Origin of the sequence: Streptomyces sp. NPDC058701 (assembly GCF_042715295.1) — a bacterium.
GTDB lineage: Bacteria > Actinomycetota > Actinomycetes > Streptomycetales > Streptomycetaceae > Streptomyces.
On record NZ_JBHXSY010000056.1, the window covers coordinates 21496 to 35328 of the forward strand.

Annotated in this window: 11 protein-coding genes; 5 read left to right on the plus strand and 6 right to left on the minus strand. The window is 72.4% G+C overall.

What is annotated here, in order from left to right:
- Nucleotides 1-218: 218 nt before the first annotated feature.
- Nucleotides 219-1610: a nucleobase:cation symporter-2 family protein gene (locus tag ACFWW8_RS34205; RefSeq protein ID WP_386535585.1), complete on the plus strand. Its 1392-nt coding sequence runs from the start codon at nucleotides 219-221 to the stop codon at nucleotides 1608-1610.
- A 284-nt stretch (nucleotides 1611-1894) separates the two neighbouring features.
- On the opposite strand, the gene ACFWW8_RS34210 is transcribed toward ACFWW8_RS34205, so the two are convergent.
- Complete coding sequence (locus ACFWW8_RS34210) at nucleotides 1895-3085, minus strand: GDSL-type esterase/lipase family protein (protein WP_386535588.1); 1191 nt, start codon at nucleotides 3083-3085, stop codon at nucleotides 1895-1897.
- Nucleotides 3086-3395: 310 nt separating this feature from the next.
- Here ACFWW8_RS34210 and ACFWW8_RS34215 point away from each other — a divergent pair, with 310 nt between their 5' ends.
- The gene (locus tag ACFWW8_RS34215; RefSeq protein WP_386535590.1) at nucleotides 3396-5336 is read left to right on the plus strand and encodes a DUF262 domain-containing protein; all 1941 of its coding nucleotides are present in this window, start codon (nucleotides 3396-3398) and stop codon (nucleotides 5334-5336) included.
- 103 nt (nucleotides 5337-5439) lie between these two features.
- Here the strand turns inward: ACFWW8_RS34215 and aceB are convergent, their stop codons facing one another.
- The 3 genes from aceB to ACFWW8_RS34230 form a co-directional block, all read right to left on the minus strand.
- A complete protein-coding gene (aceB, locus tag ACFWW8_RS34220; RefSeq protein ID WP_386535593.1) occupies nucleotides 5440-7059 on the minus strand; it encodes a malate synthase A in 1620 nt (539 codons plus the stop codon).
- A 251-nt stretch (nucleotides 7060-7310) separates the two neighbouring features.
- On the minus strand, nucleotides 7311-7952 hold the full coding sequence (locus tag ACFWW8_RS34225; protein ID WP_386535596.1) for an NTP transferase domain-containing protein: 642 nt from the start codon (nucleotides 7950-7952) through the stop codon (nucleotides 7311-7313).
- Nucleotides 7889-8137 (minus strand): hypothetical protein, encoded by a 249-nt coding sequence (locus ACFWW8_RS34230; RefSeq protein WP_386535599.1) that lies wholly within the window; start codon nucleotides 8135-8137, stop codon nucleotides 7889-7891. Before ACFWW8_RS34230 ends, ACFWW8_RS34225 begins: the two co-directional genes overlap by 64 nt.
- 88 nt (nucleotides 8138-8225) lie before the next feature.
- On the opposite strand from ACFWW8_RS34230, the gene ACFWW8_RS34235 reads away from it, so the two are divergent.
- A complete protein-coding gene (locus tag ACFWW8_RS34235) occupies nucleotides 8226-9713 on the plus strand; it encodes a PLP-dependent aminotransferase family protein (RefSeq protein WP_386535602.1) in 1488 nt (495 codons plus the stop codon).
- A 140-nt stretch (nucleotides 9714-9853) separates the two neighbouring features.
- Here ACFWW8_RS34235 and ACFWW8_RS34240 read toward each other — a convergent pair whose 3' ends face one another.
- Together ACFWW8_RS34240 and ACFWW8_RS34245 are read right to left on the minus strand one after the other, a co-directional pair.
- A complete protein-coding gene (locus tag ACFWW8_RS34240) occupies nucleotides 9854-10483 on the minus strand; it encodes a response regulator (RefSeq protein WP_386535605.1) in 630 nt (209 codons plus the stop codon).
- Nucleotides 10480-11802: a sensor histidine kinase gene (locus tag ACFWW8_RS34245; protein ID WP_386535608.1), complete on the minus strand. Its 1323-nt coding sequence runs from the start codon at nucleotides 11800-11802 to the stop codon at nucleotides 10480-10482. Before ACFWW8_RS34245 ends, ACFWW8_RS34240 begins: the two co-directional genes overlap by 4 nt.
- A 134-nt stretch (nucleotides 11803-11936) precedes the next feature.
- Here ACFWW8_RS34245 and ACFWW8_RS34250 point away from each other — a divergent pair, with 134 nt between their 5' ends.
- Both ACFWW8_RS34250 and ACFWW8_RS34255 read left to right on the plus strand, forming a co-directional pair.
- On the plus strand, nucleotides 11937-13022 hold the full coding sequence (locus ACFWW8_RS34250) for an ABC transporter permease (RefSeq protein ID WP_386535611.1): 1086 nt from the start codon (nucleotides 11937-11939) through the stop codon (nucleotides 13020-13022).
- Entirely contained in the window at nucleotides 13019-13711 is a 693-nt protein-coding gene (locus ACFWW8_RS34255; RefSeq protein WP_386535612.1) for an ABC transporter ATP-binding protein, read from the plus strand. The genes ACFWW8_RS34250 and ACFWW8_RS34255 overlap by 4 nt, the downstream gene beginning before the upstream one ends.
- Nucleotides 13712-13833 lie beyond the last annotated feature (122 nt).

Sequence of the window (13833 nt, forward strand, 5' to 3'; positions counted from 1 at the left end):
CTGCCACGGCACAGCCAGCTCCTCCGCACAGCACCACCGCACAGCACCACCTCACGGAAACATCCCGTGGAACCGGTTTGGGCGAATCGTTTCCGCACCTGTGGGACAAGCACGCGAAGCACACCACCCACAACTGAATCAGCTCGACTCGCACCGCTTTCGCACCACCTCCATGACACCCACGTCCCTGCCGACGTGTTACCCGACCGGAGGAAGCCGTGGCCGCAACGCCCAGGTTTCGCAAAGACGCAGTCGCAGTACCGGAGGAGAAGCACCCGGTCGACGAGACCCTGCCTCCGCTGAAAATGTTCACGAGCGGTCTCCAGCACGTGGCCGCCATGTACGCAGGTGTCGTCGCCCCGCCCATGATCGTCGGCCCCGCCGTCGGTCTCTCCGCCACCGAGACCGCCTTCCTGATGGGCGCCTCGCTCTTCACCGCCGGCCTCGCGACCCTGCTCCAGACCCTCGGGTTCTGGAAGATCGGCGCGAAGCTCCCCTTCGTCAACGGCGTCTCCTTCGCCGGTGTCACCCCGATGATCGCGATAGGCAAGGGCGAAGGCGACGACGCCATCCCCGTCATCTTCGGCGCGATCATCGTCGCCGGGGTCCTCGGCTTCTTCGCCGCCCCCTACTTCGGCAAACTCGTCCGCTTCTTCCCGCCGGTCGTGACGGGAACGGTCATCACCCTGATCGGCGTCTCGCTCCTGCCGGTGGCCTTCAACTGGTCGCAGGGCGGGAACAGCACCGCCGCCGACTACGGCTCGATGAAGAACATCGGCATGGCCGCGGCGACCCTCGTGATCGTCCTGCTCATGCGCAAGTTCCTCCGCGGCTTCCTCCAGCAGATCGCCATCCTGCTCGGCCTCGTCGCGGGAACGCTGATCGCGATACCGCTCGGCATGACGAGCTTCGACGCGATCAAGAACGCGTCGATCGTCGGCTTCCCGACGCCGTTCCACTTCGGCGCCCCGCAGTTCCAGGTCGCCGCCATCATCTCGATGTGCATCGTCATGCTCGTCTGCATGACCGAGTCCACCGCCGACATCCTGGCGCTGGGCAAGATCGTCGGCCGGCCGGCGGACGCGAAGACCATCGAGGGCGGGCTGCGTGCCGACACCCTCGGCAGTGCGATCAGCCCGCTGTTCAACGGCTTCATGTGCAGCGCCTTCGCCCAGAACATCGGGCTCGTCGCCATGACGAAGGTGCGCAGCCGGTTCGTCGTCGCCGCCGGCGGCGGCATCCTGATCCTGCTGGGGCTGTGTCCGATGGCCGCCTCGGTCATCGCGCTCGTACCGCTGCCGGTCCTCGGCGGCGCGGGCATCGTCCTCTTCGGGTCGGTGGCGGCCAGCGGCATCCAGACCCTGGCCGGCGCGGCCATGGAGAAGGGCGAGAACGCCCTGATCGTCGCCGCCTCGGTGGGCATCGGCCTGATCCCGATCGCCGCGCCGGAGTTCTACCACGCCTTCCCGAAGGACCTCCTGGTCGTCCTCGACTCGGGCATCAGCACCGGCTGCGTGGTGGCCATCCTGCTGAACCTGGCCTTCAACCACCTCGGTGCCAAGAAGGACCCGGCCCGGGCCGCCGCTCCGGAACCGGTGCCGGTGCACTGACCGGAGGGGGCCCGAACCCGGCCCGGCCGGCCCGAGGGGCGCCGGACGGACCGTACGGCGGTGCGCACGCCACCCACTGCGGGGGTGGCGTGCGCACCGCCGTGTCCGGGGACGGCCCGGAGTCACTCCGGACCGGGCCCCGCCGTGTCCGGGCATCCGGAAGGGCCGAGGGGGCACACCCCGCCGAACCGGATCAGGTACCCGTACAGGGCGATCCGTCGAACTCCCTCTGGAACGTGCGTCCTTGGGGGTCGAAGGCGGTGTACGTCGCGCCGTCCGGCGGTCTACGGGGCCGGGGTCAGGTACATGCCCGTCTGGTCCGCTCCGGCGGTGTTCTTGCAGCCGAACCCGCCGGAGGCCGGCTGGGCGACGACCAGGGCCAGGCAGCGCCCTGCGGCGAGCTGTCCGAAGTGGTTCGGGTGCATCGACTCCTGGACCAGCCCCTGTGTCTCACTGCTGTCGATCCACCGGGCCCACTCGCTGGTCTTCGCCGAGGCCGGGGCGGCCGTGGTCACGAGCTTGCTCGCCTTGGCGCAGACCTCGCGCCCCTGCAGCATGTCCCGGAGGTCGAGGAACTGCACGCCCTTCGCCGCGGCCACCCCCTTGATGCGCTGGGCGATCTGCGGGACGAGCGAGTCCCGCGCCCAGTCGGAGTCCCGGTTCCAGAACGGGCAGCCGCCGGTGTTCAGCCGGCTCCAGTCGCTCTGCGTGTACCGGTTCTCCGCCCCGCGCGGGATCGGGGACGGGTAGGACTGCAGGACGATGCGGTACGAGGCGTCGGCGTACCCGGCCGCGCGCATCACCGCCCGCACCTCGTCGACGGACTTGCCGACGTCCGCCATGACCCGGTCGATCTTCTGGTCCACGCCGTACTGCTGGTCGTCGTGGCAGTAGGAGTTCCAGATGATGAAGTCGTACGCACAGTTCTTGATGATGTCGGCGAAGCCCAGGTCGTTGCCGCCGATGGACAGGGCGATGATCTTCACGTCGTTGGCCGCGGCCACGGCTGCGAGCTGGTCGGCCTGCGGAGCCTCGCCCCTGAAGGCGACGCCGCCGTTGGAGGCGCGGAACACGTTCTCCGAAGTGGCTCCGGAACAGGCCAGGTTGACGGCGACGTCGGCGATCGGACCGGCGCTGCGCACTTCGGCCGAGTCGGACCGGTGGCACCCGCCCGCCGTGGTCCCGTACACCTTGCCGGGGTCGTACGTGCCGCCGCTGATCCAGGCCCGGTCCGTTCCGGCCCGGTTGCCGCTGTTGGTAAGGCTGTTGCCCTTCCAGCGGCCCGCCTCGCCGGAGATGTAGCTGTCGCCCATGGACACCACGGCGGTGGGTCCGTCACCGGGACTGGCGGCCGAGGTCCCCGCTCCGCCGGCCAGCAGGGCGCTGACGGCGAGCGGGAGGACCAACCCGGCCCCGGCGAGCCGTCGCACACGGCTGCCGGCCCGGTCCTTGCTGGCGTTGCGGAATCCGATCACTGCGGAACTCCTGCGGTCGGCCATGGCGAAGCCGGGAACAACTCCGGTGCATGGCTGCGTAAGTGGGGGAAACCGCCGGCCGGTGGCAACCGGAAAGGTGACACGCCGCGCCTTGTTACCGCTAGGTAGCCGCAGATTACGATGCCGTAACGCCCGACCGTTCGTTCGGGGCGGATCATGGTCCCGCCGCACCCCGTCGTGGTGGATCCCGGCCAAGGAGGCACCGGTTGCCCTCCCTGCGTGCTTTGCTGGGTTCGTTCGATCATGGACTGACTGGTGGTGGGTTCCGCCAGGTGCGGGAGGCGGGGCTGTGCAGATTTCCCAGGTGCTGGACAAGGTGGAATCGGGCGACATCGCCCTTCCCGAATTCCAGCGCGGTTACGTGTGGACCCGGGACCAGGTGCGGGGATTCTTCCAGTCGCTCTACCGCGACTACCCCATCGGCGGGCTGCTGACCTGGCACACGAAGGCCGAGACGGCCGACACCCGGGGCGGCTCGCCGGGCAAGGACGGCACGATCCAGCTCCTCCTCGACGGCCAGCAGCGGATCACCACCCTGTACGCCGTGACGCGTGGCGCTCCCCCGAGGTTCTTCGAGGGGAAGGCGGACACCCTGGCCGGTCTCCACTTCCACCTGGACACCGAGGCCTTCGAGTTCTACGCGCCGGGCAAGATGAAGGACAACCCGCTCTGGGTGGACGTGACCCGGCTCTTCAAGGAGGGGCCCGGCCGGCTGTTCGGGATCGTCCAGGCCACGGGCGCGGACCACAGTGCCCAGGAGCTGCACTTCGCCCGTCTCAGCCGGATCCTTCAGATCAAGGACCGCGCCGTGCACATCGACGAGGTCACCGGTGCGGACAAGACGGTGGACGTCGTCGTCGAGATCTTCAACCGGGTCAACTCGGGCGGCACCAAGCTCTCCAAGGGTGACCTGGCCCTCGCCGCGATCTGCGCGGCCTGGCCCGACGCCCGCCCGACGATGAACGGCGCCCTGGCCGACTGGTCTGCGGCGGGGTTCGACTTCAAGCTCGACTGGCTGTTGCGCAACGTGAACGCCGTCGTCCTCGGCGAAGCACAGTTCTCCAAGCTGGCCGACGTGACGGTCGACGAGTTCAGGACCGGACTCGTGAGCACCATCGACGCCGTCTCCCACCTGCTCGACGCCCTCGGCGGCCGGCTCGGCCTCGACCACGGGCGCGTCCTCAGCGGACGCTTCGCCTTCCCCGTCATGGCCAGACTGCTCAACGGCAACGCCGGGGCCTTCCCGGACGCCATGACCCGCGACCGCCTCTTCTACTGGTACGTGCACGGCTTCCTGTGGGGCCGCCACACCGGCGCCACCGAAACCGCCCTCAACCAGGACCTGAAGGCCCTGGACGCCGGCGGCGTGGACCACCTCGTCTCGGTCCTGCGGCGCAGCCGCGGAAGCCTCCACATCCGCCCCGACGACGTCACGGGGTCGAGCATGGGCGCGCGGTTCTACCCGCTGCTGTACATGCTGACCCGGGTCCACGGCGCCCAGGACTTCCTGAGCGGGGTGCCGCTCCGGGACAACATGCTGGGCCGTCTGAGCTCGCTCCAGGTGCACCACATCTTCCCCAAGGCGCGTCTGTACAAGTACGGCTACTCGCGCGACCAGGTCAACGCGGTCGCGAACTTCTGCTTCCTGACCCAGGGGAGCAACCTGCGGATCGGGGCGAAGGATGCCGCGGAGTACCTGGGCGAGATCGAGGACCGGATGCCCGGAGCGCTGGCCTCGCAGTGGATCCCGACGGACCGCGAGCTGTGGCGGACCGAGAACTACCCCGCCTTCCTCGAGGCGCGCAGGGTGCTGCTGGCCGACGCCGCCAACCGGTTCCTCGACGCCCTCCACGACGGTCCCTCGCCCATGGGCCTGGGACCGTGGAAGCACGGCGTCGCCGTTTCCGCCCCGGCCGCCTTCGACCCCGGTCCCGACGTGGACGAAGTGCCCGGGCTCTCCCGCCTGCTGGCGGCCGTCCGAGAGGCGGGCCTGGCGGCGCCCGAGCTCGATGCCGAGGTCACCGACCCGCACACCGGCGCGCCGATCACCGTGGCCGCCGCCTACTGGCCGCTGGGGCTGCACGGCGAGGTCGGCACCCCGGTCGTGCTCGTCGTGGACCCGACCCTCGCGGTGCAGGCCGGGCTGGAGGCCCACGGCCTGCGCGTGTTCCACACCGCCGACGCCCTGCGCGGCTTCCTCGCCAACTCGCTGTCGGAGTACGCCGTGTGACCCGGCGCGGCCGCCGCGTACACGGCTCCGCCCCCGTGCCGGGAGGCGACGGGGGCGGAGTCGGCCGGGTTCGGCCGCTGTGCGTTCAGCCGAAACCGGTTGCTCAGCCGACCAGCTGGTCGTAGGCGGGCAGGGTGAGGAAGTCCGCGTAGTCCGCGTCCAGGGAGACCTGCAGGAGCAGGTCGTGGGCCTGCTGCCACTTGCCCGTGGTGAAGGCCTCCTCGCCGACCTCGGCGCGGATGGCGGCCAGTTCGGCTGCCGCGATCTCGCGGGTCAGCTCCGCGGTGGCAGTCCTGCCGTTCTCGAAGACGACGCCGGCGTTGATCCACTGCCAGATCTGCGAGCGGGAGATCTCCGCGGTGGCGGCGTCCTCCATCAGGCCGAAGATGCCGACGGCGCCCAGGCCGCGCAGCCAGGCCTCGATGTAGCGGATGCCGACCTGGACGGCGTTGCGCAGACCGTCGTACGTGGGACGGGCGTCCAGGGAGTCGATCGCGATGAGCTCGCCCGGGGCCACCGAGACGTCCTCGCGCAGGCGGTCCTTCTGGTTCGGCTTCTCGCCGAGCACCGCGTCGAAGGAGGCCATGGCGATCGGGACCAGGTCGGGGTGGGCGACCCAGGAGCCGTCGAAGCCGTCGCCCGCCTCGCGGTCCTTGTCCGCCTTGACCTTGTCGAAGGCGAGCTTGTTGGCCTCGGCATCCTTGCGGGACGGGATGAAGGCCGCCATGCCGCCGATGGCGTGGGCGCCGCGCTTGTGGCAGGTGCGCACCAGCAGTTCGGTGTACGCCCGCATGAACGGGGCCGTCATCGTCACCGCGTTGCGGTCCGGCAGGACGAACTTCTCCCCGCCGTCACGGAAGTTCTTCACGATGGAGAAAAGGTAGTCCCAGCGGCCCGCGTTCAGGCCGGCCGCGTGGTCGCGCAGCTCGTAGAGGATCTCCTCCATCTCGTACGCGGCGGTGATCGTCTCGATGAGGACGGTGGCGCGGACGGTGCCCTGCGGGATGCCCACGTAGTCCTGCGCGAAGACGAAGATCTCGTTCCAGAGGCGCGCCTCCAGGTGCGACTCCGTCTTCGGCAGGTAGAAGTACGGGCCCTTGCCGAGGTCGATCAGGCGCTGCGCGTTGTGGAAGAAGTACAGGCCGAAGTCGACGAGCGAGCCCGACGCGGCGGCGCCCTCGAACTGCAGGTGGCGCTCCTGGAGGTGCCAGCCGCGCGGACGCATCACGACGGTCGCGAGCTGGTCGGCGGACTTCAGGGCGTACGCCTTGCCGGTGCGCGGGTCCGTGAAGTCGATGCGGCGCTCGTAGGCGTCGATCAGGTTGAGCTGGCCGAGGACGACGTTCTCCCAGGTGGGGGCGGAGGCGTCCTCGAAGTCCGCGAGCCAGACCTTGGCGCCCGAGTTCAGGGCGTTGATGGTCATCTTGCGGTCCGTGGGACCGGTGATCTCCACGCGGCGGTCGTTCAGCGCGGGCGGGGCCGGCGCCACCTTCCAGTCACCCTCGCGGACCTGTGCGGTGTCGGCGAGGAAGTCGAGGGTGGAGGTCCGGGCGATCTCGGCGCGGCGCTCGCCGCGGAGGGCGAGGAGCTCGGCGCGGCGGGGGGCGAACCGCCGGTGGAGCTCGGCCACGAAGGCGAGGGCCGCTTCGGTGAGGACCTCGTCCTGCCGGGGCAGGGGCTCGGCGTCGACGATGGCCAGCGGAGACGGCGCTGGTGCGGACATATCTGTCACTCCTTCAGCGGCGGTGCCTGGCGGCCGCGGGGAATGCTCGCGCAAGACGGCACGCAGTGCCGTCGGGTGTGGAGAGTTCCGGATTACGGTCGCGGGCGCCGTATGGGGGTTCAGGGCGCTTCTGACCAGTGGATAGTAATTTCCTCATGGTGGAAGTTCAATGGTTTGTTGATGTCGAGATTCTCTGAGTCGACAGATTCCGCTTACCCGTGGCCCTCAGTGCCATCGCCGTCACACCCTGCTCAGAGGAGACGTGCCAGGTCGGGAGGCGTGTCGATGTCGTAGGCCTCCGCGATGTCCGCGCACTCCACCAGGACAAGATCGTCCGCGTGTTGCGCCAGATGGACCCGCGCGCCCCGGTCGCCCGTCGCCGTCACCGCGATGTCCGCCCAGTGGTCCGCGCCGAACAGCACGGGGTGGCCGCGCTCGCCGTCGTACGCCGCGGCAGCCAGGCTCGCGGGGGAGCGGTAGGACGCCAGGACCCGGGCCACGGCCGCGGAACCGATGCCCGGCTGGTCCACCAGCGAGACCAGGGCCGCGGCGGCCCCCGTGCCGGCCAGCGAGGCGAGCCCGACCCGGAGCGAGGAGCCCATGCCCCGCTCCCAGTCCGGGTTGTCCACGAGGGTGCAGCCGGCCAGGTCCGCGCGCTCGCGGACCTCGGCCCCCGAGGCGCCGAGCACCACGTGCACCGGACCGCAGCCCGCCTCGCGCAGCACCCGTACGGCGTTCTCGACCAACGGGCGGCCGCGGTAGGTCAGCAGGGCCTTGGGCCGGCCGCCGAGCCGGCGGCCGCCCCCGGCCGCGAGCAGCAGGCCCGCGATCACGGGCGAGCCGGGTCCGGACGGGGCGGGGTGCGGTGCGCGGGGCGGGACGTGGGATGACATGGCACCGATTCTCGCTCCTGCGGCGGAGCGTCCCCCCGGGCCGGGGCGCCCGCCGGGCCGGTCCGCGTCCGCGCCCCGGCCAGGACGCGGCGTACGGCCGCCAGCGCGGCCCCGATCCGCAGCGGCTCGGAGATCCGGTTCTCACCGGCGGTCAGCAGGGCGCGCTCGTCACGGTCGGTCAGCATTTCGGCTTCTCCTTGCCAATTCAGGGCCAATAAGGCGAGTCTGGTCCTCGATTGGCCTGGCCGGCAGAGCCAATCGGGGGAGGTTGGCATGGGATACGGCCGAGTGGTCCACACCGCGGACAGAACGATCGGCAGCCGCCAGCTGGCGGCCCTGCTGCCGCCCGAGGTCCTGGCCCGCCCCGGCTACCGGGCCCTCGCCGACGCCCTGCGCACCCTCGTCCTCGACGGCCGCGTCGCCCTGCACGTACGGCTGCCGGCCGAACGCGAGCTCGCCGAGGCGGTCGGCGCCAGCCGGGCCACCGTCACCGGCGCCTACGACCTTCTGCGCGAGAGCGGCTACGTCCGCAGCCGGCGCGGCTCCGGAACCTGGACCGAACTTCCCGAGGGCCACGCCCCGGTCGGCGCCCACGCCCTCCTCGGAGCGGGCGGCCACGGCACTGACGGCGACCCGGGCATCGACCTGGCCATCGCCGCCATGGGAGCCCCCGAGGGCGCCCTCACCGACGCACTGGCCTGGGCCGCGCCCCGGCTCCCGGCTGTGGCCCGCACCCCCGGCTACCACCCGTTCGGCCTGCCCGACCTGCGGGCGGCGGTCGCCGAGCGGTTCACCCGGCGCGGCCTGCCCACCCGGCCCGAGCAGATCCTGGTCACCGCCGGGGCGCAACAGGCCTTCTCGCTGGTCGTCAGCCTGCTCTGCCGGCCGGGCGACCGGGTCCTGACCGAGAGCCCGACGTACGCCAACGCCCTCGACGCCCTGCGCCACGCGCGGCTGCGGACCGGGTCCATCGCCGTGTCGGACGCGGGCTGGGACATGGAGATCGCCGAGTCCACCCTGCGCCAGACCGTGCCGCGGCTGGCGTACACCATTCCCGACTTCCAGAACCCGACGGGCGCCCTGATGCCCCCGGAGCAGCGGCTGCGGCTGCTCGCGGCCACCCGGGCCACCGGGACGTGGCTGGTGGTGGACGAGACCATCTCCGACATCGCGCTGGACGTTCCCGCACCCGCGCCGTTCGCCTCGCTCGCCCCGCGGGGCGGCGCCGACCACGTGATCACCATCGGCTCGCTCAGCAAGACCCACTGGGGCGGGCTCCGGGCGGGCTGGATCCGGGCCACCGCCCGGATGGTCACCGAGCTGACCGCCGTCAAGGTCGCGGCCGACATGACCGGCTCGGTCCTCGACCAGCTCATCGCGCTCCCGCTGATCGCGGGCCTGGACCGGTCCCTGCCCGCCCGCCTGGCGCAGCTGCGGATCCAGCGCGAGGCGCTGGTGCGGTCGCTCCAGCGGCACACCCCGGAGTGGTCGTGGCAGCTGCCGCCGGGCGGGCTCTCGCTCTGGGTCGACCTGGGCGAACCGGTCAGTTCCGCCCTCGCCGAGCGGGCCGCGGCGGCCGGGGTCCACCTCGGCCGGGGCGCCCGCTTCGGCGTGGACCCGGGCACCTTCGAACACCGGCTGCGCATTCCGTACACGCTCCCCGCCGACCGTCTGGACGAGGGCGTGCGCCGCCTCGCGAGCGCGTTCCACGACGGGGTCCCGCTCCCCTCGGCGGTGGACCGCCCGCACTGGGTGGCGTGACCGCCCCGCCGGCCCCCACCGGTACTGCCCCCGGTCCTGCGGCCGCCCGCGGAAGTACGCGTTCGCCGCCGGACGGAACATCAGGGCCACCTCCGCCCTGCTGCCGGCCCCCCCTGCGGACACGGACCCGTGCGGAAGACCTACGGGGTGCGGATCAGCCGGCGGCTGCCCGCCGCCGCCACCGCCGAGGTGCGGGAGTCCACGCCGAGCTTGGCGTAGACGTGCACCAGATGGGACTTGACGGTGGCCTGGCTGAGGAAGAGCTTCCTGGAGATCTGCTGGTTCGACAGGCCGTCCGCGACCAGCTGGAGCACCTCCAGCTCCCGCTTCGTCAGCGCCTCCGCCGGGGTCCGCATCCGGTCCATCAGGCGCAGCGCCACCGCGGGAGCCAGCGCCGACTGGCCAGCGGCGGCGGTGCGCACGGCCGCCGCCAGTTCCTCCGGCGGGGCGTCCTTGAGCAGGTAGCCCGAGGCCCCGGCCTCCACCGCCGCCAGGATGTCGGCGTCCGTGTCGTACGTGGTCAGGACGAGCACCCGGGGCGCCCCCGGCCGGGCCGTGATCAGGGCGGTGGCCGCCGAGCCGTGCATGCCGGGGCCGAACTGGAGGTCCATCAGGACCACGTCGACGGGGGTGTCCGCCGCCAGCTCCACCGCCCGCTCGGCGGTCGCGGCCTCGGCGACGACGGCGAAGCCCGGCTCGGTGTCCAGCACCGCGCGCAGCCCGGCCCGCACCACCGGGTGGTCGTCGGCCAGCAGCAGCCGGATCGTCATCGCAGGACCTCCGCGGGCAGGGGCAGGGTGACGGCCACGGCGGTGCCCTGGCCGGGGCCGGACTCCACGGTGAACAGCCCGCCGAGCGTCTCGGCCCGCGAGCGCATCGCCGGCAGCCCGAAGCCGCCGTCTCCCGGGGTCGCGGCCGAGGAGGGCTCGAAGCCCCGCCCGTCGTCCACGACGTCCAGCGTGACCGAGGTGTCCATGAAGGTCAGGGTGATCTCGGCGCGGCCGGCGCGGGCGTGCCGCACGACGTTGGCCAGCGCCGACTGGGCGATCCGCAGCAGGGCGACCTCGTACGGGGTCGGCAGCACGCGCGGCGTACCGCTCAGGGAGAACCGCACCCGGGGCCCCGGAGCCCCCGCGCACAGCCGCTCCAGGGCCGCCGCGAGGGACCCGTGCTCCAGGTCCGGCGGCGTGAGGGCCCGTACGAAGCTGCGCGCCTCCGCCAGGTTCTCCTGAGCCGCCTCACGGGCCCGGGCGATGTGCGCCAGAGCCGCCGTGTGCGCCGCGTCGGCGGCGCCGGCGTGCGCCGCCGTCCCGCGGGCCCGCGGGACGGGCGCCCCGGGTCCGGCGGCGCCCACGGCTCCGCTCGCGCCGGGCCCGGCCGTCCCGCTCGTGGCGGCCGCCCCGGTCCGCCCCTCGCCGAGGGCCCGCTCGGCCGCCCGCAGCAGCAGCTGGATCGAGGAGAGCCCCTGCGCGAGGGTGTCGTGGATCTCCCGTGCCAGGCGCTCCCGCTCGGCCAGGATCCCGGCGCCCCGCTCGGCCGCGGCGAGCTCGGCCCGGGTCGTGATGAGCTCCTCGATCAGCTCGCGGCGCCGCTCGCTCTCGCGGTACAGCGCCTGGTAGCCCAGTACGGTCGCCACCGCCACGGCCCCGCCCAGCAGCGGTCCGAGGAACGCGCCGGGGGAGGCGGCGCTGCTGTGCGCGAGGAACCCGCCGATGGCGGCGCAGGCGGTCGCCGCGACGGCCGCCACGCCCCAGCGCAGCCGCAGCAGGTGGAGCTCCAGGAAGTACAGCGGGAAGGCGATCCACAGGCCGTCGGGGGAGACCGCGAGCAGCGCCGCCCAGGCCGCGCCCAGGCCGGTCAGCCAGAGCGCCCCGGCCCGGGGCGAGCGGTGCACCACGGGCGCCCGTACGCCGGCCGCGTACACGGCGGCGAGCAGTGCGCACCCGGCGAGCACCCACCCGGCCCGGGGCGAGGAGTCGGCGAGGGCGCGGCCGGCGGCCAGCGCGAGCAGCCCGAGGAGCAGCGCGTGCAGGCACAGCCGCAGGACGCGGGAGACGGGGGTCAGGAGGCGGGGTTCCGGAGCAGGCATGGCCCGACCAGCGTAAGCGGGCGCCCGCGGGCCCCGGTCAACCGAAGGATTGATGTCTCGGTGGTCCCTTCGATACGAGGATCACTACTGCGGCGCGATGCCCCGTGCCCACGCGGAACACCAAGGTGGGGGACATGTTCGTCGCATGGAGAGATCTACGGTTCGCCAAGGGCCGGTTCGCCCTCATGGGCTCGGTGGTCCTGCTGATCACGCTGCTGGTCGGCCTGCTGTCCGGGCTCACCTCCGGCCTGGCCCGGGAGAACGTCTCGGCCGTCACGGGACTGCCCGCCTCCCACCTGTCCTTCGCCGCGCCCCCCGGCGGCCAGAAGGTCTCGTTCACCAACTCCCAGATACCGGAGAAGGCCTGGCTGGCCTGGCGCGCGCGCCCCGGGGTGAAGTCGGCCGAACCGGTCGGCATCCGCACCACCAACGCCGTCTCCGGTGAGCGCACCGCCGCCGTCTCCGTCTTCGGCGTCGAGCCGGGCGGCCCGCTCGCACCCCGGGGCTCCGGCCTCGCCCAGGGCCGGGTGGTGCTGACGCAGAAGGCCGCGAAGGAGCTCGGCGGCCTCACCGCCGGGGGCAGGCTCAGGATCGGCCAACTCGAACTGACCGTCGCGGCCGTCTCCGGCACCGCCGCCTTCAGCCACACCCCCGTCGTCTGGACGGACCTCAACGACTGGCAGCGCGTCGGGAACCCGGGCACCTCCCTCGACACGCTCGCCACCGTCATCGCCCTGGACGCGGACGGCGCGGTCACCGCCGCCGCCGACCGGGCGGCCGGGACCCGGACGCAGAGCGTCGACGACGCGCTGGGCGCGATCGGCTCCTACAGTTCGGAGAACGGCTCTCTCCAGCTGATGCGCGGTTTCCTCTTCGCCATCTCCGCCCTCGTCATAGGCGCCTTCTTCACCGTGTGGACGATCCAGCGCAGCGGCGACATCGCCGTCCTGAAGGCACTGGGTGCCTCGACGCCGTACCTCCTCAAGGACGCCCTCGGCCAGGCCGTGGTCATGCTCGTCGTCGGCACGGGGCTCGGCACGGCCCTCGCCGCCGGTCTCGGGGCGCTGGTCAGCGGCGGCGACGTGCCCTTCGTGCTCGACGCGGCCACCGTGCTGGTCCCCGCCGCGATCATGATCGCGCTCGGCGCACTGGGCGCCGCCCTGTCCATCCGGCGGATCACAGCCGTGGACCCGCTGACCGCCCTCGGGAGCGTCCGATGACCCTGCTCGTCCACGACGTCACGCTCACCTACCCCGACGGCGACGGGCGGCTCACCGCCCTGGACGCGGTCACCCTGGACGTGCCGGCCGGCACGCTGACCGCCGTCATCGGCCCGTCGGGCTCGGGCAAGTCCAGCCTGCTGGCGGTCGCCGCCACGCTGGTCACCCCGGAGGCGGGCCGGGTGGTCGTCGCGGGCCGCGACACCGCCCGGCTGAGCGCCGCCGAGAAGTCCGCGCTGCGCCGCGAGGAGATCGGCATCGTCTTCCAGCAGCCCAACCTGCTGGCCTCGCTCACCGCCGCCGAACAGCTCCAGGTGATGGCCCACCTGTCGGGCCGGCCCGACGCGCGGCTGCGCCGCCGGGCCCTGGAGCTGCTCGACGCGGTGGGCCTGGCCGACAAGGCCGACAAGCGGCCCCACCAGCTCTCCGGAGGCCAGCGCCAGCGCGTCAACATCGCCCGGGCCCTGATGAACGAGCCCTCGGTGCTGCTGGTCGACGAGCCGACCAGCGCCCTGGACCACGAGCGCGGCGCGGCCGTGCTCGACCTCCTCGTGAACCTCACCCGGGAGCGCTCCACCGCGACCGTGCTGGTCACCCACGATTACGCCCACCTGGACCGCATGGACCGTACGGCCACCATGGCCGACGGCCGCCTCGCACAGGGCCCGGCCCCGACCGCGGCCCGCTGACCCGGCGTACGGGAAAGCCCCGGCCCCCGCGTCGCGGGGGCCGGGGCCTGGATCAAATACACAAATACCAACCACCAGACGGTGTGAAAAAACGTATGCCGGCATATGCATTTAATCAGGGG

Coding starts and splice junctions, on each gene's coding strand:
- aceB (WP_386535593.1), bottom strand. CDS start 7,059: ATGTCCGCACCAGCGCCGTCTCCGCTGGCCATCGTCGACGCCGAGCCC.
- ACFWW8_RS34255 (WP_386535612.1), top strand. CDS start 13,019: ATGACCCTGCTCGTCCACGACGTCACGCTCACCTACCCCGACGGCGAC.
- ACFWW8_RS34225 (WP_386535596.1), bottom strand. CDS start 7,952: ATGTCATCCCACGTCCCGCCCCGCGCACCGCACCCCGCCCCGTCCGGA.
- ACFWW8_RS34230 (WP_386535599.1), bottom strand. CDS start 8,137: ATGCTGACCGACCGTGACGAGCGCGCCCTGCTGACCGCCGGTGAGAAC.
- ACFWW8_RS34240 (WP_386535605.1), bottom strand. CDS start 10,483: ATGACGATCCGGCTGCTGCTGGCCGACGACCACCCGGTGGTGCGGGCC.
- ACFWW8_RS34245 (WP_386535608.1), bottom strand. CDS start 11,802: ATGCCTGCTCCGGAACCCCGCCTCCTGACCCCCGTCTCCCGCGTCCTG.
- ACFWW8_RS34250 (WP_386535611.1), top strand. CDS start 11,937: ATGTTCGTCGCATGGAGAGATCTACGGTTCGCCAAGGGCCGGTTCGCC.
- ACFWW8_RS34235 (WP_386535602.1), top strand. CDS start 8,226: ATGGGATACGGCCGAGTGGTCCACACCGCGGACAGAACGATCGGCAGC.